Genomic DNA, 18,201 nt, shown 5'->3' with positions numbered 1-18,201 from the left:
GCCACCACCCCGGCGTCGTAGTTGTAGTGGGTCAGCGTGCCCACCCCGCCGAGCGCGGCGATCGTCACCGTCCGCAACGGCGCCAACACACCGCGTCGCGTCGACAACCCGGTCACCCGCTTCACATAGGCCAGATCCGTGGCCAACGAACGTCCATCCCACTGCGCAACAGTCATCACGCTGTCCCTTCCTAATGACCCGGCAAGACCGACTGTCTCAACCAGAACTCACCCACAACACTAACCCCACCTACTGACAGTTTTCTAGCTGTCGCACAACGCAATACACCGGGCCGACCTCATACCGGGGTCAGCCCGGTATGACCGGGCGCCAGCACCCGAATGGGAGCGCTGGCGCCTGGTCCGGTGCGCCTTGTCGGTCAGGCGGTCTGACCTCATTCCGGTTAGGCCGGTGTGAGGTCAGCCGGACCGCGTCAGTTCAGTGCTGGGGGACCCCGTTGTCCCGCGCCCACGCCCGCAAGGCTCTCCCGTTGCGGCTCACCAGGTGCCCGAAGTGGATGCCCCCGTCGTGGGTGATCCAGTTGGGTTCGGTTACGCCGAAAGCCTGCACAAGCGGCAATGCGGCGTTATAGGCGACGGCGAGTAGATCCTGTGCGGCGGTGATCGAGGCGAGGTCGACCACGGTGGTCGCTTTCGGTAGTCGGCGGGTAGGCACCCTGCGGAGACCGAAGGCGTGGGTTCCACCGGTCTCGTTGAGGGTCACGGTCGCCTCGTAAGGAATCCCGGCGGCGGCAATGCCAGCAACGATCGACGCGTTGCCCCAACTTCCTGTGCGCTCACTCATCCAGTCGAGTGCGCACGTGGTGAGGCTGCGGATGTCGTCGATGAGGGAATCGATGCTGATGGCGTTTGTCTTATCCGACACCGATTCGAGCGCCAGCGCGGCAAACATCGACCCGTCCGCGTGAACTTCAAGGTAGGAGTCCGCTACCCCCGGGGCGAGGCCATCTCCGGTATCCACCAGGTGGGTGTAGACCACCCTGCCGGGCGCAGGGAAGGGGCGATTCAGGGCAGCCCCCCGCAACCCCAGGAGTGAGTCGGGGAACCGCCGCTCGTCCGCCCATTGCTCAATCTCGTTGCGCGCCTGAGGAGTCAGTCGACTGTCAGCAGCCGGGAGGTCCGGCGCCGCGGCGACCGCAATCCAGAGCCTCTCGCTGGATTCCAGTTCGTCGACACCGTCCTCCCACAGTTGCTCGAGGTGTTGTCGGCGTTGTTCGGCGCCTAGGGCGCGGGCTGCATATCTCTCGGCGACCTCGTATTCGGTGAGGGGCCGGATGTTGGTCTCGCCGGGTTGACGCAGGAAGTAGTACAGCGGTTTACGGCCATCCTTGACGGCCATGACGGCGTGGGGGGCCAGGGGGCTCGGTGCAATAACCACCACCAAATAGAACCCGCCGGCGGCGGCGTCGACGTAGATGACGTCGACGAGCGGCACAGGTGTCGCGTGCTCGCGGATCTCGCGGCGCAGATGATCGGCAATCGCGTGCCGGTCCTTGTCCGGGTTGTCTGGGATCGGCACCATCCGCTCGTCAATGACGGCGGTCTTCTTGTGGTCTTCGATGCCGTACACCAGGATCGCGCCACGGCTGTTCGCCGCTGCACACACATCGCGGGCATGTTCCTGCGCGCTCGTCCATCTCGGGTTCTGATCTGGCTCGATCAGGCCAATCCCGCTCTTGTAGTCAACGAACTCTGACTCGGCGGGCACCGCGGTGACCAGGTTCCGAAGGTCGTCCTCGGTGATGGCGTCTTGCTCGAGGGGGCCGCCGAGGATGGTCTCCAGCTCGGGGTTGCTCCATAGAGCCATGGGGTGGGCCTCGTGTCTGTAGGTGACGGCGTGGCGGACGTCGTAGGTGGTCAACGATATCGGGGCGACGTCCTGGGTAGTCGCGCGAGTTCTTCTCCGTGACAGCTAGATTGCGGGCTCCTCGTTGTCTGGTGCCGTAGCTGGTCGCACCACGGTTACCGGTGCGGGCAGCAGCCATTCCCACTGCGGGTTGTCTGAGGCTTGACCGGTCCAGTACTGCTCGGCTCGCATCGTCATGTCGATGAAGGTGCCCGCTCGCAGCAGGTTCATGTCCGCCCGGAAGGCCTGTGGGTGGGAGCGGCCGGTCACCGCCCAGATGTCGCCGGGGTCGTAGTCTGTGCAGAACTGGTGGGCATCGTCGTAGGTCTCCCAGGCGAATACAACCGCGAAGCGCGACAGCTTCTCGGGGTGGTTCGTCGCCCGGAACAGTTCCCAGAAGTTCTCTATCGCGTGACTGATGAACGGAGAAGGACCGGGGGTGCCGAGGACGTATCGCTCTCCGTGCCTCGACAGCGGGCCGATCTCGCCGATGAAGCGGGTACCCAGCGTCATGCCGGGGGTGAGTCCGCCGGTCCGATCGACGTGGAAGGCCTCATCAGGGACGGGGGCTGGGGCGCGTCGAAATCGCATGCGTTGCTCCATGTTCAGCGGTAGTCCCGTAATCGCGGTAGCGCTTCGGCGAGCCGGTGGTAGATCTCTGGCCAGCCGGCGGCCAGGCGAGTGATGTGGCCGTTATCGAGGCGGGTGGGGTCGACCATGGCGTTCACCCGAGCGGTGTGTGTGTCAGCGCCGAGGGATGTGAGTGTGGCGTAGAGCGGGTTCGGCGGGATGTCGCGGGCGGCGCTGTACTGCCACACCTGCTCGGTGCTCCAGTTCCAGATCGGCCCGAAGCTGATGGTGCCGTTCCCGCGGCGCACCATACCGCGCGGTATGTCGCCGTCGTGGCGGGCGGCTTGAGTGCGGTAGAGGTGGCGGCGGCCGGCGGATTCCTCGGCGCGTACGCCCCACAGGTTGGCCGGCCCGAACACGGCGTGCGCACGGTCGGCGGGGTCGGTGACCATCGCCTGGCGCATGTCGACCTCGAGGTGCCGGGTTGGTGCTGTCGGGTCGAGGTCGCCGGCCGCGATGAGCAGGGTGAGCAGATCGGGTTCAGTGGGCACCACGTGCAGGTTCAAGTTCCATGCGGCGGCGAGATCGGCTAGGTAGGTGCGGGTTTCGGGGAAGTCGACGCCGCAGTCGTAGAACACCACCGGCACTGCCGGGTCGACACGGCGAGCCATATCGACCACCACGGTGCTGTCTTTGCCACCGGACCAGGCCACCCACATCCCGCCGTGGCGGTCTCGGTACTCGGCGATCTGGGCGAGCACCGCAGTGGGGTCGAGGCGCGCACCACGCATCGCACGCAGCCGGGTGAGGTCCAACCCGGGATCGGTGCCGCCGGGCCCGCTCACCGTCTAGGTGCGCGGCCGGCGGCGCGAGGTGGCTGAGTTCGGTGTCGCAGTTTCGGGGGTTTGGTTGTCGGCGTCAGGGTCGCCGGGCTCGATCGAGCGGAAGTTGGTGACGCCGAACCGGATGTCGTCGTGCACACGGATCGGGTCGACCCAGCGGCCACTGCCAGCGGGCTCACCCTTCTTTTTGCGTGGCGGGAGCGGTGGGAGGCCCTTGGGTGGGCGGGTAGCAGACATGTCTAGGGCTCCTTGGTGTCTCGGGCCGCCGCGCGAGCGGCGGCGTCGGCTCTGCGGTCACGGAACAACCTGCGGCCGGTGACCGGCGGCTGATAGTCGGGGTCGCGGGCGGTGTCGCGCAGCTGCACCACCAGCGTGGAGTCGTGCCCGCCCGGTCGGGCGTAGTCGGCGTGCTCGTCGATGCCGGCCACCCGCATCCCCAATCCGCGGGGCAGCAGGTGGCTGGTGTCATCAAGGCTGTCCGAGCGGCCCAGATACATGCCACGAGAGGTTTCGATCTCCAGGATCACCGTCGACGCTCCAGACCCTTGTGCGCGACGATGCTCGGCGATGGCGGCGGCTTCGTGCAGGGTGTGGGTGGCCATCGTGTACTGGTCGAACGAGATCCGCGCCCCGGGCTGCAACGTCTCCGGGACATCACGCCGTCGGGTCACCGATGTGTCGGTGGGCAACTCGGCGACCGCGTACACCACATGCCCACGCCCACTGTCGCGTTCGTAGCTTTGGATCAACCGGTCCAGGCGCTGCACTGAGCGGCGATCACGCGCGGAGAGCTGCTGAGCGTTGCCCGTGGCCTCGCGCAGCGAACTGTTGAGATGACCCCATCGCTGCGGGTCGCCGGTGGCCCACCGCAATTCACCGACCTGGGTGCGGGGTGCACTGTCGAGGACACGACGTTTGGCCGCCGAGCGTTCCTTGCGTTGGCGTGACGACAGATCGGCACGGAACTCGCCGCGGTCCGGTAGCTGCCGGCGTTTGCGGTCATCGTCGACCGCCGAGGTGTCCCGGGGGAAGGCGCGATCACGATCGCGGGCCGCACGGTTGCGGGAGGTGTCGTCCTCGAGGACCCGGTCGGCCAGCTCGGCGCCGATGCGGGTCTGTTCCATCGCGTCGTAGAACTTCTCAGCCACCAGGCCTGCGGACTTGATCGCCGCATCGTCGACCGGCCCGGCCTCGAGGTCGATCACCCCGTGCCCGGTGTAGGCGCTACGCGTGGAACTCACGATGTTCAGCCTGGCAGATAGACCAGTCGCGCACCGTCAACTGTGGCCGCGGCGCGTGCCGCGCACACCTGGTGGGTCACCAACGGCAGCTGCGCATGCTGCGGCCATTGACGTTCCATCTGATCCTCAGTCGCGCAGACCCACACGATCGGATCGTCGCTGTCGACCCCAGCGGCCAACTCGTCGACGTGGGCGCGGGCGGCATCGGTAATCACCCGCAGCTCCGCGGCAATCCCCGGCGGCACCGGGCGGGTCCCGTTGAGCCAGTACTGGGTGGCCCGACGCGGCACGTTGAACCACTTCTGCATCTGCGCCTGCCCGACACCGAACGCCGCGCACACGCACGCCATCCAGGTCGAATGCTCCACACCGTCGTCATCGATACGGACCACACGAGCATCGGGTACCACCGTGGCCGCCCGGCCGGCGCAGACCCGGTGCACCCCCGCCAAGGCCAGCCGGCCCTCTGTCGCGCTCACCACATCGGCGTCGTCGAGGAACGTTCTGATCACGCCGGTCGTCGACGCATCCTCGATCAGCCGCACCGTCTCCCCCGCCGCTGCGGTCGTGAGGTCGGCGAGCAGCTCGGCAACCGCGGCGTCCACCGGCCGCCGGCGTTCCTCCCACGCCGCTACCGTGCCGCGATCCACCCCCAGCAGATCTTCCAGCTCGTACTCGCGCAACCCGATCGCCAACCGGGCGCAACGCACCTCAGCGGCATCAATTCTGTCCATGGTCATCAGCGCCATCATCGCGCATCCCCTTCATTTGTTCGGGCAAGACCGCATGTCTCAACCCTTCAACGTCGCCTACTGTACGCCGTCGGCTCGGAATCAGGCGATCCGTCAGGAAGACTCGTCATCGGCTGGCCCGCGCGGCGGTCGCGGAGCCGCAGTAGCTCGGCGAGCAAGTGCAGCGCCTGGATCGGTAGGTAGAGGGTGAAGTCCTCACGCGCAGACACGGTGTAGATCGGATGCTCTGGGGAACCTCCCGACCGGATGCGATCGGTGAACCCGAAGTGCGCCCACGGTCGGCCGTGAGCGAACCCCGAGGCGATCTGCCAGTCGGTGAAGACCGGTAGCTCGGTGAACTCGCCGCCGCCCTTGATCGGCGCTGTGGTGGCATATCCCTTCTGCGCCGCCGCAGCATCGATCCCACGGCCTTCGGCGATCACCGCGATACGTTGCATCTTCTCGTCGTGGGCGGCGCGGAACTGTTCGGTGTAGAGGCCACTGGCACGTGCATGTCCCGCCTGGTCGGCGTAGTTGCGAGAGTGCCACCGCAACGTCCGCAAGATTCTCTCGTTGCGTTGCTGCGGACCCAGAATCCATAACCCTGCTGCGGCGTTTTCCAATGCCGCACGGGCCAGCGTCGCGCTCACCGCGATGTGCATCTGCTCACCGTCATGAACTGCTGTTTTGACGCCGTGCAGCTGGTCGACTGTGGCGTTGATCAGATGGCGCAGAGTCTGACTGACCTCGAACGGGTGCGAGGCTCGATCGTCACCGGCAAGAGAGCTATCAGGTCGCACCTCAAAGTCGTTGGGGTCACCGATCCGCTCAGCCAGGCGCTCGATCGCCTCGGCGAACTCAGCCCACTTCGCCTGGATGGTCTCGCTCGAGGCCATCGGCGGCGTCGTTGAGGAATCGTCTACAGACGCTGCCACCACAGTTTCCCTTTCTGCCCGACCCCGGGGTTACGGCGCTCATTCGATCACACGCCACCGACGCCCTGAGTCCTTGAGCACCACGTGACTTAATGGGGTCAACCCGGTTGAGCGGGCGAGGGTGGAGGCGGGTGGTGATCGCCCGGCTGGGGTGTGGGGAAGGTAAGCGACGGGCTCGCTGAGTCGGGTATTGCGGGCCGGCTGTGTGGGTGGGCGCGCAGCGCCGTGGCTGCGGCCGCCAGCGGCGGCGACGCGGGGTCGTAGGCCTGTTGCTGGGTCACGGGTGTGCGTCCGTGGACCGGGATGAGGGTGTACCAGTTCTGCGCCTCGAGGTAGCGGGTGGCGAACAGGTACCACTGCCCCACCGTCAGCGGAGTGTCGCCGTTGACCGAGATGTAGACCCGGTCGGTGATCCCGCCCTGCTGGTTGACCACCACCTCCTCGGGTACGGAGCCTTTGATCGAGACGCCGGTGCGCACCAGGTACTGGGTTTCGGGGATCGAATCGAGCGCTGTGGTGCCGGCGCCGGATTCGACGCGGCCGGTGAACACGTGCGTGGAGATGGCCATCAGGTTGGCCAGGTCCGAGGTGTCGGTGACCGACGACGCCGACACCGTCGAGGTCGCCGTGGCGCCGTCAGGCACCTCGGTATTGGCTGTCGAAGACAACACCGACTCCGTGGCGGGGTCGACCTCCCAATCCGACCCACAACCGACCACAGCGGCAGCGATGACCGCGCACGCTGCGATACTCGCGGTGGTCCGCGGGGTTCGGCGGCCCCGTGTGCCGGTCACGATTGCGCCTCGTCGGGTGCGGGCAGGTACGCGGCGATCGCGTGGCGGCTGGGGTGGGCGTACGGCGCCCGGACCGCAACCCTCCCGCGGCCACCGTGAGCGATGTCCGGGTGGTCGATGAGGCATGGTGCCGGGGTGCTGCGGCCGAGGACGCCGGGGTGGTGTTCGTGACCGGCCGACCACACGTCGTCGCCGGGTGCCGCCTCGACAGACCAGCCGCTGACGCGACCTTCACCGCTGGTGCGGTACTTACCGATCTCGGTGACCTCGGCGAGCAGCCCGGCAATCTGCTCGGGGTCACCGACCGCCCGCCACGTCGCCATCGCAGTGACGGTCGAGACGGCGGGGATCAGCCGTTTGCGGTAGTGCCCGCGCGTATCGGAGACGGTGGAGGGTACCGAGGGTGCGAGGCGTTGCAGATCAGCGTGATCGGTGCGGCTCGACCTCATCCGCGCCTCCGGTTGGATGGTGGCGGGCGTGGTGTGGGCGAAGGTGCACATCCAGTGCCACGGCTGCCCGGCCTCGCAGCGGGCCAGGGGCAGTTCCAGGTCCTCCGGCACCGCGAGGGGGTCGTAGGTGAGTATCTCACCGCGGGCGGCGGCGGTGGCTTTGCGGCGGTGCCAGAGCACCGAGGCCAACAGACCGTCGAGGCTGATGCCCCACGGGGTGCCGACACACACCCCGTGCGGAAGGTCCGCGGTCACCCGTAGCGGCACCATTCCGGCGGCGGTCATGAGCGCGGGTGCCGGCGGCGGGCCGGGAGCCGGTCGGTGAAGTGCAGAACGACTCGCAGGGCAACGATCGCCAGGATCGCTATCCCGCACCCCAAGATCACGACGTCCCACACAGACCAGTCCCCGAAGAGGGCGGGCATGAGGACCGCGAGGAGCGCCAGCACAGCGCTGAGAGCGTCGCCGACATCCACGGCGTTGCGGTCGATCCGAAGCGAGGTCCACACCCCACCCAGGATGCCAACGCCGGGACGGGTCAGGCGAGCGCAGCCGAAGGGTGATCGGTTCGTGTCGTCGAGTACACGGCCGCAGCGACGGCGAACCCGCCGGCCAGCACCACCACTAGCGGCAGGCCCGGTCCCGCGATCGGGATCAGCACACCAAGGACCACCAGCGTGGCGATCGTGTTGGTGGTGGCGCGCAGGCGGGCTTGCTTGAGGGCCACCAGGACTGTGAGAGACGCGGCAGCCACCGCGAGGCCGGCCGGGATCAGCCACCGTCCGTAGGCGGCGCTCACGTCGAAGAGACCGCACAGGGTGATCACTGCCCCAACGAGCAGCGCGAGCGCACCGGAGGCCAGCGAGACGATCATGGCCAGGGTGAAACGGTCCTCCGGCGGCCCCAGATCTTCGCGCCGCCACAGGACCCCGATGACGACACCGATGACGGTTAGCGCCACGACCAGAGCAATCCCAGGGAACACGTATCCGATCCCGTCGGGGCACACCCACACCTGTTGCCCGTCGATGGTGTTCGATTCGCAGCCCAGGTGCAGCACGGATTCAGACACATGGATCAGCGGCCACGCGAGGGCGACGGCCAGCGGTATCGCGATCGCGACACTGACCAGGAGAAATCCGATCAATGTCGCGATCGCGCGCCGCAGTCCTGAATCCCTCACCAGATCAACCCTACGAGGTGATGATCGCATGGACGACGTTGTTTCCCATCGAACTATTTACCGCTGAGCGTGCAACATACCTGCGGTGCTTGCATTTTCAAACAAATCCGAGCGAGTCGAATCCTGAGATTGGTACGTACGTTCAGACCCAACGCCGTAGCCTCGGAGGCTGGTGACCGATTTGTGGGGTTCCGGGGGGGAAGGATGGAAGATCACTTGCTATGAGGGACGGAACACTGCGGACGTCTTCTACCAACCTGCCTGGACCGTCGCCCGATCATGGGCCTGGGGTCCTAAAGCCGTTCGGAACACGTCTCGATGGCGAGTTGATACGTCGTTTGAAGCTGCACTCAGCGTCGACGGGACGACCGGTCCAGAGCCTCGTGGATCAAGCCATAAGGCAACTGCTCGCCAGCACGCGCCAGCAGAACGGTCCGACGTAAGTCGTAAACCGCCTTCCGATTTTCGCCGCTTTTTTCGTTTTCGGGGCTTTCGTCGGGGATGTAATCCTGAGGGTGTAGACATGAGGCGTGGCGACATATAGTGACTACGCGTGGATCACTGAAGAGGCTTGGATTCAGGACGCGTACTGCCTCACTTTGATCAGTGCGATCCAGCCCGACGACGTTTTGGCGAGTCTGCACGCTGGCCATTCTCGTCCTGTCGCAGTGGGCGCTGACGATGCTCTGCTTGAGGGCGACGAGCTGGCCGAGGAGCAGCACCTGTCGGTGACTGATCACCAAGTCGTTGCTGTCGCAGACGCGGGGAACGGCTGGACGCTCATGATCCAGAGCAATGGCTACATCGGAACCACAGATTCTGTTATGGCCCCGCTAATCGCTGGCCACGAGGTCGTCGCGCATTCGCAGAATGTCAATGGCGACAACTATTTCGTGTGGTGGCGCGACGGTAGGAGGCAGGTCCTTTTCAGTCCATCCAATCCGGCCTGGGAGTTGGAGGGCGCAGGATCTGCGCACCAAGGATCTGCGGGCGCAGTAGCTCGCATCATCGAGTTGATACACGACGTCGGTGGTATCGAGCTCCGGGTCCCGCCCGAAGAACGCACCGAACACAAGCACATCGAGGGTGCATTCGCTCTCGCTGAGCAGCTCACGGGGGTCGCAGTCACGCCGCGTCTGCTCGCCACCTCAAGCTTCACCGTTGCCGTCGTACCGCTCAACCCAGCTACTGCGGGACACGACGACCCAGCAACTGACGAGCCTCCCCACGCCCTTGTCGACGAAGTCCCCACCTGGGAGCGGGTCGTGAAGCTACATGCCTCTTCGCATAAGTTGCCACTCCACGGGACGTTAATCGAGTCTGACCACGACATTGGAGAGACGAGATCAGTCGAGTTCTGGCGCAAACACAAACGTGCCTGGCGAATAGCTGACGAGGCGGGTGTACGCCGCATCGTGGGACGGCGCGGCGAGAACTGGTTTCGGGTTGACGGGGAGCTGACCGACGAGCCTGGCGATCGGTACACCGAAGGCCTGCACCCAATGCTCTTGCTGGAGATCTTCGACAACTGGACCTTCGGCCGCCACACCGCCCCGACCGTCCCGTGGGTGAAAGGAACCCCGGCGACCGTCGCGGGCAGGCCGGCATGGGAGTTCTCCGTCAAGGACGAGCACCGCAATCCCAGCGCGATTGCTTTTGATGCCGCCACGGGGGTAGCAGTCCGGTGGGCGCGAAACAGTGCAACCTATGAATTGACATCGTTGGAGGTGGGCATCAAGCTGCCCGACAGCCTCTTTGAAGGCCCCTAGTCCTAGCAAGGACCACCGATGACGGTCTCCGGCGCAATGGTGGGCGGATGGCTCTCAGCGAACCCGAGCCTCTCGCGTGGCGCTTGCTCGCTCTACGTGAGAGGCTCGGGGCCAGGGTGGAAACCTGGTTCTGCTTAGCGGATGCTGAAGGTGCCGATCCGCTGGTTACCCTCGCGGTTCCATAGCGTGATGTCGCGTTGGTCGGCAGCCTGCTTGGCGCTTTCCGGGTTCGCGGCTGGCGCCTTGTTCAGATCCGCGGTCTTGACGAATCCGACGGCTCCGTCGTTGCCGATGGCCAGGATGAGATCGAGATCGGCTTGCTCGTCGGCGTCAGCTGTCGCAGCTGACCCGAACTTCTGACCCCGGGCGTTCACTCCGGACTTGCGATCAGCATCGGTGATTATCGTCGGCGCTGATCGTGCCGACGACGCGGCCGGATCAGTCCAGTTCAGCGGATTCGACGGGAACGTCACGTACTCGTTGTAGGTGTTGGTGGATGCATTCCAGAGCGCAACGAACCCGTGGCTGTTGTATGAGCCGCTGCCACAGGTGTTCTCGGTCCCCGCGGTCAATTCTGTCGCGGTGTAGAAGTTGTACTGGTAGTCGCTCGCCTGACAGAGTGCTCCTGACTTGAACAAGCGGGGTCGAACTCCGAGCTTCCCGTCCGGTGAGGACTGGCCGAACGAGTGGTAGATCTTCGATTGGGCAGTCAGGTCCGGGGCGTTGATGATGGTGGAGGTGTGCAGATAGCCAGTGGTGCCGGCGGGGCCCACCCATCCGGTGACCGTTGCTGCAGAGGCACCACCAGTGCCGCCGAGTAACGCAGCCACGCCAATGGCGGCGGCGGCACACCCAGCTCCGAACCTCTGGATAGTACGATCCTTCTTCATTCTATTCTCCTTGACGGTTGATGTATTTCTGCGCTATCGCTGTGGATTCAGGGTTGAACGTAAAACCAGTCACCCACGAGAAGTCTGTTCGATGAATACCAGTTCCGTAGAACGGCGCCTTGACTGTCGTTCTCCCATTTGGGCACCCACTTGATGACACCGTCTGACCGGCCGCCGTCGGTGGTGCTCGCAAACGGGTATTCGTCGCACTCCCAGGGTTCCCCAGTGTCTGGGTTTGGAGCTGGCCTCGCACCGATCAGAGCGAGCGTGCGAGCATCACTACAACTGAACTGCTGGTTAGAGCCGTTGCGGCCACTATCGGCGCGGATCAGGGGCTGAACTCCAGGCGCTCCCAGGCCATTGAGCAGGCTCTGCCCGTTCACGATGTTTGCGCTGATGAACGGGTAGGTCGCCGCAGGGAAGGAGACCGTCGGCGTCCAGAACACATTGACACACCCAGGCAGGCGGTTCGAGGGCAGAGGGTCCGTATTGTCATCGCAACGTATCAGGGTTTGTTGCGTGCCGAACTCTTCGACTTCGGTCCCATGCTGGTAGGTGAAGTGAATTCCGGACACTTCATTATTTCCTTCGGATATCGGAGGCGTGACCGTCTTCGTTTTTGTCGATGTTCCTGTCGCAATTCTGAACGGGATGCTCTCGAAGTCCTTATCGCCAATGCCAATCCCGTCGGTGCGGCCGTCGAGGTAGATCAAGAGCCCGGCAGGGTTTGTTGAGTTTTCCTGAATAGGTACGAATGTGACCTCGAAACCAACCGTCGCAGTCGTCTTTGAACTGTCAAGCGTTCCCCTGACCTTGATCTCGACGCGCCACAAACCTCTGGATTGACCGTTGAAGGCCACCCCGGCCTCCTTGTAGAAGGTGCCTTCGCAGATACTGAACCGGCCGGTAGCGCAGCTAGTCGTGTTGCTTTGCATTCTCGCGGAGGGGGTTTCAGGTGTGTAGGCAGTCCACCCCCTGGCGTCGCTCACAGGCGGCTTACGAGAGCTGCTGGAGGACGGGGCGGCAGGGGGCTCGCTGCCGGGGGTCGAAGGTGAGGCAGAGTCGTCCGGCGACGCGCTGGAGGGGCCTGTGACCTCGGGAGTTTGAGAGACCGACGGCGTCGTCGATATAGAAGGCGTGGTCGACGTGGAGGGGGCCGCGGCCCCAGATCCCGCGGGGGCCGTTGCCAGCACGAGCGCAGCCGATATGACTACTAGTGCGGCCGCTCTTACACTACGCGCCATCGCGTTCCCCTATCTGACATGTGCATCTACACACGAATTATGAATCCAGCCGAGGTCGTACAGAAGCGCCGTGATGATCAACGCAGATCGGCGAATTTCACGGTGTGCACCACTGACACACCAGAGGTTAATCCGCCCATTGGGGTCACGCCCGGCGAAACGCGAACTGCGAGGGCATAAATGTACGTAGACCGAGGTCAGGGGCACACTCCTGATTGTTATTTTGTTAACTTCCTAGCAAATCATCGATATGCTTGCCCAGTTCTTTCGCAGGGGATTTTTTGTTTCGCGCGCCAGGCCGACAATTGCGCCGACAGCTTTTCTCGCTCCATCGATCGCGATCGACTACGGGCAGCGCCTACTCTCGCGCGAACCGGGCTTTTGCTCGTCGCGGTACCGTGCGGCCGGACGCGAAGTGCCCTTAGGTGAGGTTAGTGAGGGCGATGATCGCGGCGTCCCGCCTGGCGGCGACGGCGGCTCGCCAGTCGACGCCGCTAAGGGCTGTGCCGGAGGTGATGATCGGGTTGAGGGTGGCGTGGATGCGGCCGTGGCCGGCGGCGGTGCGGCCGCCGAGGTGGCCGTGGGTGGCGAAGTGCTCGAGGATGTCGGCCAGCAGGGCGTACTCAACCGGTGTGGCGTGGGTGAGGCGGATCTGTCCGGACAGGCGGGTGCCGGCGATGAGGGTTTCGGTGTCGAGGCGGATCGGGCTGAACCCCTCGCCGGTCTCACCATCAACGGTGGGATTGGTGTCGGACAGGTCGTTGCTGTGGCTGGTGGATTCCTGGCCGAGGACGGTGTGCACCGATGCTGGTATCGCCACGCCGTCCGGTGGCGGGGTGGGCAGCAGGTGCAGGGTGTCAGCGGTAACCGGGACGACCTTGGACACCACCAGTTTCCCGGACATGACCCGCCCGTTCGCCGCACCGCCGAACAGCCCGATCAACGGCACCAACGTCTTCAACTCGCGCTCTTGTTCGGGGGTCATCTCGCGGGTGGATTTGCGCAGGAACCCGCCGTTGCGCAGCAGGTGCGCAGCCGCGGGGGTCAGCTGGCCGTCGTAGTCGAGGACCTCGGCGAGCAGTGTTTCGCCGGTGCGGCGCAGGATGCCGCGCCAGGCGTTGCCGGAGATGATCGGCACCACCGCCACCTCCCCGGCCGGGGTCAGGACTTTCTCACGGCGGAACAGGCTCTGGATCGAGGCTGCGTTGCGGGTGTCGTCGCGGTGCACGATCGACGTCGTGGCGGTGATGTCGAGATCGAACACCGCGCTGATCAACGGCTCCCCCATCACTTCTCCCCTGCCCGTGCGGATTCGGTAGCTGCGCGGCGATTGTCGGCGACGGTTTCGGCGATGATCCGCACGCGCAGGATCAGGGCGGGTAGTTGGTCGCGGAGCAGGGTGAGGACCGGCGCCGACGGCTCGGTGAGGAGTTGGGCGACCTCGAGGCGCCGCGCCCGGTCGGTGACCGTGATGGGCAATGCCTGGGCCAGCAGAGACCACCAGGTGGCCAGGCTCTCAGCGCGGTAGGTCGCCGCCCGCACCCGGGCCGGGAGCAGCTCGTCCCAATACCGGTGACGGTGATCGCCGATCCAGGAGTCCCAGTCCAGGTCGTAGTGCACCAGCAGCAGCAACCGTTCGGCGCAGATGGCGGCCGGCTCGGTCAGGACGGGGAGTTCCGGGACGGCGGACCGCCATCGCATGGTCGGCGCCGACTCCTCGTCGTCGGTGGTGCTCACCCTGCCCGCCTCGTCGCCGTGGCCGGCGCCGTACCGCCCGGTGTGGACAGGGCGATCGCGGCGTCCCACCACGCACCGGGGTGGGTGCGCCACACCGTCAGGGCATCCCAGGCGGTGAGCAGCTGGGGCCACTGGTCGGCCGGCAGGGCGCGTATCAGCGTCATCGGTGGGACGGGGTCGGTGAGCATGGCCGCACGTACCCCGGGCAGGGTGCGTAGCCATCGCAGAGCGGTCAACAGCGCCACCGCGGCATCATCCCACCGGATGGCCGTGTCGTCGGTGCAGACATGCCCCCACCGTGCGGTCGGGAGGATGTGGCGGCGACCACGGACCGGCACCACCGCCATCCGGTCGACCGGTAGCGGGCCGGCGGCCAGCGACTCCCCCAGCTCGGTGCGCTCAACGATGGTGCGGGCGGGGCGGTGTTGGTCGACGAGGTAGACGCTGCGGCGCAGTTCGGCTGTGCTGTAGGCCCATCCGCACGCCGCGCACAACCAGTCCCCGCCATACACCCAGGATTCGGCGTCGGTGAACTTGCGGGAGACCACCGAAAGCGCGGCCACCAGCGGTAGGTCGGTGGCCCCGCAGCAGCAGCACCACTCCCCTTGCTCGGGTGTGTGCGCGGGCCGCGGGGTTGGTCGGCCGGCGGCGGTCCAGGCCGTGAACGCAGGAGACCCGGCAGCCGAACAGGTCTGGGACCTCCTCGGCTGCCGGGCCTGTCGGGAACGCGATACTACGGGCGAACCTGATATGTGAGAAGTACCGACCATTCTAGTGAGGCGAGATGCGTAGCGCAGCAACCAACTCGCCGCAGTCCAGGCATCGTGGGGTGCCGCACCACCCGGTCACCGCCCCGTCCGCGGACAAGGTGACCGCGCCGGCATCGCGGTCAAGCCCGGCGTCGCGGGCATCCAACTCGAACCACTCACCCCCACAGTTGGCGCACCCCAACACCTCCCCACCGCTACGAGCTGCCTGTGTTGCCACCCGGCGGGCAGCGAGGTCAACAACATCAGCCATGGGTGGTGTCCTTCATCGTGGCGGGAAAGCAACGCCGCAGGTATCGACGTCGAGGTAGTCATCGGCGTCGATGTCGACGTCGCTGCCGTCGTCGTGCAGGGCGATCAGACGCACGGTGGCGGTTCGTTCGGTGATGGTGAATGCGTCGCTGTCGCCGTAGACGTCGTAGTGGCGGGCGGTGATGCGTACATATCCCGCGCCGGTGGCGGTGTCGGTGAGTGTGTGGATGGCGGTGACGTGTGCTGGCTGCGGGCAGTCGAGGAGGATGTCGCCGACGGTCAGTTCATCGGCGCGGCACTCGAGTGCGTCAAGCGACGCCGCGGTCGTCATCGGTGATCCTGCCAGCGCGGTGTTGGCGTGAGGGGGGTGCGCTGATTGACCGACCGCAGAGCGCGGTCGGAGCCGACCAATCCGATGCCGACGGAGATGGCGGTTGCCGCGACGAGCACCACGGCCAGGGGGGCGGTCGCATGCTGCCAGTGCACGGCGCCGGTGGCGGTGTACACCGTGGCCATCGCGACGCCGGTGAGTAGCACCAGCATCCACCGGTAGTAGGTGCGCGGTGGTTCGACAGTGGCCATCAAGCCCAGGAGCAGACCGGCTGCGGCGACGACACCGGCCACCGACCATCCGATCGCTTCACCAACGGGTATCGGCAGACGGGACCAGACGCTGGTGGGGTCGATCTGGGCGAGTACGGAGTTGGTGCAGTACACCGTGAGCCAGACGGTGAGCGCGACTGCTACCGCGGTGACCGCGACGCCGGCGGCGAAGCTGGCCGGGTGTCCGATGAACAGACCGGGCCGTACCGGCGGTTCTGGTTCTGGGTCGGGGGTGAGCCATGGCGGGGCCGTCGGTGAGGCGCTGGTGGGATATGGGGCGGGTTTGTCGAACGCAGCGGTCGGCGGTTGGTGTCGGGTGGTCGGGTCTTGTTGTGGGAGTGCGGAGTAGGCGACGGGCTGACGACCGCGACTGGGTTCGTGGGGTGAGGCGGTCATCGCTGGTGAACCTCCGCAAGGGTGAGGATGCGGTCGGTGTTGTCCGGGTCGGTGATGTCGATGCCGGCGGCGGCGAGTTCGCGGGCCAGGCCGGCGAGGTCGACTTCGTGACCGTCGGGCAGGTCGAGCAGTTCAGCCAGCACACTGTGATCAGTAGTGGTGGTGGTCATTGGTGTCGCCCTCCCCTGGGGTCGCCGGTTGAGTGTGTGGGTTTGTGGGGCTCGGGTGGCTCCCGCCGCTCGTCCTGCGACGGGTGCACAGTGCGGGTCCGGTTGGCGGACGGGCCCGTCCTGTCGTCGATGCCAGGGCGGCGCGGGAGCCACCCGAGCTTCCTCGTCTCCGTTCCGCGTCGACCTAGTTGGGGGCCAGACCATGTCGCGGACCGGAGGGGTCTCTATGGGGTTATGCCGACCAGGGGCTGATGGCCCACCATTGGCCGTTGCCGGCGCGGTAGCAGGCCCCGAAGCGGGGACTGAACTTCTTGGCTCCGAAGCTGGTGAGCCGGTTGGCGGTCGGCGCGCATTCTGCGGCGCTGGCGTGCGGGCCGACTCCGAATGCGCGGTGTCCGTCGACGGTGCCGATCGGGGTGACCGCAGCCGACGCGGGTGCGGCGGCGAGGCCGAGACCGGTGGCGATCGAGCCGGCCAGCAGCGCCGCGGCTACGGCGCGGCGCAACGGTGTGTGATTGGTGGTCATTGTGGTCTCCTCGTGAGTTCGTGTGACCTGCTGGGGGTCAACAGGTTCGATGCGCGACAGCCTGATCGGCGGTGGTGATGGGCAGCTGGTATTTCACGGCGACGCGCAGGTAGGTGGCGATGTAAATGCAGGTGTAGGCGCGGTTGGGTGGCAACCAGTCGGCGATGCTCTTGGAGCCTTTGGCACTGTTGCGTGAGCCGTCGACGGCGAGGAGGTTGGCGGGATCGTTGGCGAAGCTGATCCGTGTGGCCAGCGGCCAGTCGTGGGCGCCGGCATGCCAGGCCGCCTCGAGCGGGAACACGTGGTCGATCTCGATGTCGCTGCTGGTGGTGCCTTTACGGAACTCAAGCACCGCGCCGGTGTAGGGGTCGGGGTCCAGGACACCGGAGAGGACTTTGCAGCCGCGGGTTTTCTGGTCGAGCTGCACGCGCGTGAGCTGTGACCTGAGGATGTCGTTGCGAGTGTCGCATCCGTTGTGCGACATCGCCGCTTCCGAGTCATCAGTCCAGGCCGGACCGAACACGCACGCCTTACCGCTGCGGCAGGACCGTTCGTACCCGGAGTGTTCGGGCAGCGAGCCCACCACCCGCACGGTGGCGAGTAGCTCGTCGACCTCGGCGCTGGTAGCTGGGTGGTGTGGTGCGGCGGTGACCGGTTGAGCTGTCACCGGCGGGGCGTGGGTTACGACGGTGTTGTCGATCCAGGAGGTGACGGTGTGTTTGGCGGCGTCGGTGGATTCGGTGCGGATCACCCCGCCGGCCACCCCGAGGCCTACGACAACGATCGCACCCACGAGTAGCGCCACCAGCCGACGCACGATCATCACGACGTCACCACCTCGGGCATGCGGTGCAGCTGGTGCCGTACCGCTCGCTGCGCGAGAACCAGGGTGGCCAGGGTGACGAGGATTGCGAAGTACAGCGCCCCTGAGACCGATACGACGGCGTTGACCCACACGGCCAGCGTCGCCAGCCACACGGTGGCCGGGCGCAGCAGATGTCGTTTGTCCCAGCCCACGGCAACGAGCAGCAGCACCGTCAGTGCCGTCCCGACGCCGATGAGCAGCATCGTCACAGCGCTCTGCCACGGCTCGGTGAACGACACCGCGGCGAAACCCACAAGCCCGCCCACCGTGACAACCGCGGCGATCGCGGCGTCCAGCCACGAATGCAGCTGCGGCAGCGACAGTTGGTCAGTCATGTGCAGGTCGGTCCTTTTCGGTGTCGACGGGGGCGG

Annotated in this window: 24 protein-coding genes; 1 reads left to right on the top strand and 23 read right to left on the bottom strand. The window is 65.9% G+C overall.

The genetic code is table 11. The annotated features are described in order from the left end of the window. Positions 1 to 438 precede the first annotated feature (438 nt). From ACFW3F_RS18330 to ACFW3F_RS18280, 11 genes are all read right to left on the bottom strand, one after another. Positions 439 to 1,881 carry a helix-turn-helix domain-containing protein gene (locus tag ACFW3F_RS18330; RefSeq protein WP_388059853.1) on the bottom strand — a complete coding sequence of 481 codons (1,443 nt, stop codon included), beginning with the start codon at positions 1,879 to 1,881 and terminating at the stop codon, positions 439 to 441. Positions 1,882 to 1,932: 51 nt separating this feature from the next. Then, positions 1,933 to 2,457 (bottom strand): hypothetical protein, encoded by a 525-nt coding sequence (locus ACFW3F_RS18325; protein ID WP_388059851.1) that lies wholly within the window; start codon positions 2,455 to 2,457, stop codon positions 1,933 to 1,935. Between the two features lie 14 nt (positions 2,458 to 2,471). Further along, positions 2,472 to 3,281 (bottom strand): phosphoadenosine phosphosulfate reductase family protein, encoded by an 810-nt coding sequence (locus ACFW3F_RS18320; RefSeq protein ID WP_388059849.1) that lies wholly within the window; start codon positions 3,279 to 3,281, stop codon positions 2,472 to 2,474. A gap of 3 nt (positions 3,282 to 3,284) precedes the next feature. After that, a complete protein-coding gene (locus tag ACFW3F_RS18315; RefSeq protein ID WP_388059847.1) occupies positions 3,285 to 3,515 on the bottom strand; it encodes a hypothetical protein in 231 nt (76 codons plus the stop codon). Between the two features lie 2 nt (positions 3,516 to 3,517). Continuing rightward, a complete protein-coding gene (locus ACFW3F_RS18310; RefSeq protein ID WP_388059845.1) occupies positions 3,518 to 4,519 on the bottom strand; it encodes a hypothetical protein in 1,002 nt (333 codons plus the stop codon). 5 nt (positions 4,520 to 4,524) lie between these two features. Continuing rightward, positions 4,525 to 5,271, bottom strand: coding sequence for a helix-turn-helix domain-containing protein (locus ACFW3F_RS18305; protein WP_388059843.1), 747 nt, complete (start codon positions 5,269 to 5,271; stop codon positions 4,525 to 4,527). A 47-nt stretch (positions 5,272 to 5,318) separates the two neighbouring features. Further along, a complete protein-coding gene (locus ACFW3F_RS18300) occupies positions 5,319 to 6,146 on the bottom strand; it encodes a hypothetical protein (protein WP_388059841.1) in 828 nt (275 codons plus the stop codon). Positions 6,147 to 6,283: 137 nt separating this feature from the next. Next, entirely contained in the window at positions 6,284 to 6,979 is a 696-nt protein-coding gene (locus tag ACFW3F_RS18295; RefSeq protein ID WP_388059839.1) for a hypothetical protein, read from the bottom strand. Beyond that, on the bottom strand, positions 6,976 to 7,713 hold the full coding sequence (locus ACFW3F_RS18290; RefSeq protein WP_388059837.1) for a hypothetical protein: 738 nt from the start codon (positions 7,711 to 7,713) through the stop codon (positions 6,976 to 6,978). The genes ACFW3F_RS18295 and ACFW3F_RS18290 overlap by 4 nt, the downstream gene beginning before the upstream one ends. Beyond that, on the bottom strand, positions 7,710 to 7,937 hold the full coding sequence (locus ACFW3F_RS18285) for a hypothetical protein (protein WP_388059835.1): 228 nt from the start codon (positions 7,935 to 7,937) through the stop codon (positions 7,710 to 7,712). The genes ACFW3F_RS18290 and ACFW3F_RS18285 overlap by 4 nt, the downstream gene beginning before the upstream one ends. A 29-nt stretch (positions 7,938 to 7,966) precedes the next feature. Continuing rightward, the gene (locus ACFW3F_RS18280) at positions 7,967 to 8,611 is read right to left on the bottom strand and encodes a hypothetical protein (protein WP_388059834.1); all 645 of its coding nucleotides are present in this window, start codon (positions 8,609 to 8,611) and stop codon (positions 7,967 to 7,969) included. A 530-nt stretch (positions 8,612 to 9,141) separates the two neighbouring features. On the opposite strand from ACFW3F_RS18280, the gene ACFW3F_RS18275 reads away from it, so the two are divergent. Further along, positions 9,142 to 10,380 (top strand): DUF6461 domain-containing protein, encoded by a 1,239-nt coding sequence (locus ACFW3F_RS18275; protein WP_388059832.1) that lies wholly within the window; start codon positions 9,142 to 9,144, stop codon positions 10,378 to 10,380. Between the two features lie 134 nt (positions 10,381 to 10,514). Here ACFW3F_RS18275 and ACFW3F_RS18270 read toward each other — a convergent pair whose 3' ends face one another. From ACFW3F_RS18270 to ACFW3F_RS18215, 12 genes are all read right to left on the bottom strand, one after another. Continuing rightward, on the bottom strand, positions 10,515 to 11,270 hold the full coding sequence (locus ACFW3F_RS18270; RefSeq protein ID WP_388059831.1) for a hypothetical protein: 756 nt from the start codon (positions 11,268 to 11,270) through the stop codon (positions 10,515 to 10,517). 47 nt (positions 11,271 to 11,317) lie between these two features. After that, a complete protein-coding gene (locus ACFW3F_RS18265; RefSeq protein WP_388059829.1) occupies positions 11,318 to 12,130 on the bottom strand; it encodes a NucA/NucB deoxyribonuclease domain-containing protein in 813 nt (270 codons plus the stop codon). 805 nt (positions 12,131 to 12,935) lie between these two features. After that, complete coding sequence (locus tag ACFW3F_RS18260; RefSeq protein WP_388059827.1) at positions 12,936 to 13,802, bottom strand: RAMP superfamily CRISPR-associated protein; 867 nt, start codon at positions 13,800 to 13,802, stop codon at positions 12,936 to 12,938. Beyond that, positions 13,802 to 14,215 (bottom strand): hypothetical protein, encoded by a 414-nt coding sequence (locus ACFW3F_RS18255; RefSeq protein ID WP_388059867.1) that lies wholly within the window; start codon positions 14,213 to 14,215, stop codon positions 13,802 to 13,804. Before ACFW3F_RS18255 ends, ACFW3F_RS18260 begins: the two co-directional genes overlap by 1 nt. A gap of 32 nt (positions 14,216 to 14,247) precedes the next feature. Then, entirely contained in the window at positions 14,248 to 14,814 is a 567-nt protein-coding gene (locus ACFW3F_RS18250; RefSeq protein ID WP_388059825.1) for a hypothetical protein, read from the bottom strand. 208 nt (positions 14,815 to 15,022) lie between these two features. Further along, a complete protein-coding gene (locus ACFW3F_RS18245) occupies positions 15,023 to 15,271 on the bottom strand; it encodes a hypothetical protein (RefSeq protein ID WP_388059824.1) in 249 nt (82 codons plus the stop codon). A gap of 12 nt (positions 15,272 to 15,283) precedes the next feature. Next, positions 15,284 to 15,601, bottom strand: coding sequence for a hypothetical protein (locus ACFW3F_RS18240; protein WP_388059822.1), 318 nt, complete (start codon positions 15,599 to 15,601; stop codon positions 15,284 to 15,286). Next, positions 15,598 to 16,269, bottom strand: a complete 672-nt coding sequence (locus tag ACFW3F_RS18235; RefSeq protein ID WP_388059820.1) for a hypothetical protein — start codon at positions 16,267 to 16,269, stop codon at positions 15,598 to 15,600. Before ACFW3F_RS18235 ends, ACFW3F_RS18240 begins: the two co-directional genes overlap by 4 nt. Then, entirely contained in the window at positions 16,266 to 16,439 is a 174-nt protein-coding gene (locus ACFW3F_RS18230; protein ID WP_388059818.1) for a hypothetical protein, read from the bottom strand. Before ACFW3F_RS18230 ends, ACFW3F_RS18235 begins: the two co-directional genes overlap by 4 nt. Before the next feature lie 232 nt (positions 16,440 to 16,671). Beyond that, complete coding sequence (locus tag ACFW3F_RS18225; protein WP_388059816.1) at positions 16,672 to 16,965, bottom strand: hypothetical protein; 294 nt, start codon at positions 16,963 to 16,965, stop codon at positions 16,672 to 16,674. 37 nt (positions 16,966 to 17,002) lie between these two features. Then, a complete protein-coding gene (locus ACFW3F_RS18220) occupies positions 17,003 to 17,788 on the bottom strand; it encodes an HNH endonuclease family protein (RefSeq protein WP_388059866.1) in 786 nt (261 codons plus the stop codon). After that, positions 17,788 to 18,165: a hypothetical protein gene (locus ACFW3F_RS18215; protein WP_388059814.1), complete on the bottom strand. Its 378-nt coding sequence runs from the start codon at positions 18,163 to 18,165 to the stop codon at positions 17,788 to 17,790. The genes ACFW3F_RS18220 and ACFW3F_RS18215 overlap by 1 nt, the downstream gene beginning before the upstream one ends. Positions 18,166 to 18,201 lie beyond the last annotated feature (36 nt).

This window comes from Gordonia sp. NPDC058843 (genome assembly GCF_042743165.1).
Classification (GTDB): domain Bacteria; phylum Actinomycetota; class Actinomycetes; order Mycobacteriales; family Mycobacteriaceae; genus Gordonia.
The sequence above is the reverse complement of the archived record's forward strand: the minus strand, read 5'-3'. Positions and strand labels throughout refer to the sequence as shown.

Bases quoted from the DNA above. Each gene is read 5' to 3' on its own strand.
- ACFW3F_RS18255 (WP_388059867.1), bottom strand. From the start codon at position 14,215: ATGCGATGGCGGTCCGCCGTCCCGGAACTCCCCGTCCTGACCGAGCCG.
- ACFW3F_RS18290 (WP_388059837.1), bottom strand. From the start codon at position 7,713: ATGACCGCCGCCGGAATGGTGCCGCTACGGGTGACCGCGGACCTTCCG.
- ACFW3F_RS18215 (WP_388059814.1), bottom strand. From the start codon at position 18,165: ATGACTGACCAACTGTCGCTGCCGCAGCTGCATTCGTGGCTGGACGCC.
- ACFW3F_RS18305 (WP_388059843.1), bottom strand. From the start codon at position 5,271: ATGATGGCGCTGATGACCATGGACAGAATTGATGCCGCTGAGGTGCGT.
- ACFW3F_RS18230 (WP_388059818.1), bottom strand. From the start codon at position 16,439: ATGACCACCACCACTACTGATCACAGTGTGCTGGCTGAACTGCTCGAC.
- ACFW3F_RS18325 (WP_388059851.1), bottom strand. From the start codon at position 2,457: ATGCGATTTCGACGCGCCCCAGCCCCCGTCCCTGATGAGGCCTTCCAC.
- ACFW3F_RS18315 (WP_388059847.1), bottom strand. From the start codon at position 3,515: ATGTCTGCTACCCGCCCACCCAAGGGCCTCCCACCGCTCCCGCCACGC.
- ACFW3F_RS18220 (WP_388059866.1), bottom strand. From the start codon at position 17,788: ATGATCGTGCGTCGGCTGGTGGCGCTACTCGTGGGTGCGATCGTTGTC.
- ACFW3F_RS18300 (WP_388059841.1), bottom strand. From the start codon at position 6,146: ATGGCCTCGAGCGAGACCATCCAGGCGAAGTGGGCTGAGTTCGCCGAG.
- ACFW3F_RS18260 (WP_388059827.1), bottom strand. From the start codon at position 13,802: ATGGGGGAGCCGTTGATCAGCGCGGTGTTCGATCTCGACATCACCGCC.
- ACFW3F_RS18245 (WP_388059824.1), bottom strand. From the start codon at position 15,271: ATGGCTGATGTTGTTGACCTCGCTGCCCGCCGGGTGGCAACACAGGCA.
- ACFW3F_RS18235 (WP_388059820.1), bottom strand. From the start codon at position 16,269: ATGACCGCCTCACCCCACGAACCCAGTCGCGGTCGTCAGCCCGTCGCC.
- ACFW3F_RS18225 (WP_388059816.1), bottom strand. From the start codon at position 16,965: ATGACCACCAATCACACACCGTTGCGCCGCGCCGTAGCCGCGGCGCTG.
- ACFW3F_RS18270 (WP_388059831.1), bottom strand. From the start codon at position 11,270: ATGAAGAAGGATCGTACTATCCAGAGGTTCGGAGCTGGGTGTGCCGCC.
- ACFW3F_RS18240 (WP_388059822.1), bottom strand. From the start codon at position 15,601: ATGACGACCGCGGCGTCGCTTGACGCACTCGAGTGCCGCGCCGATGAA.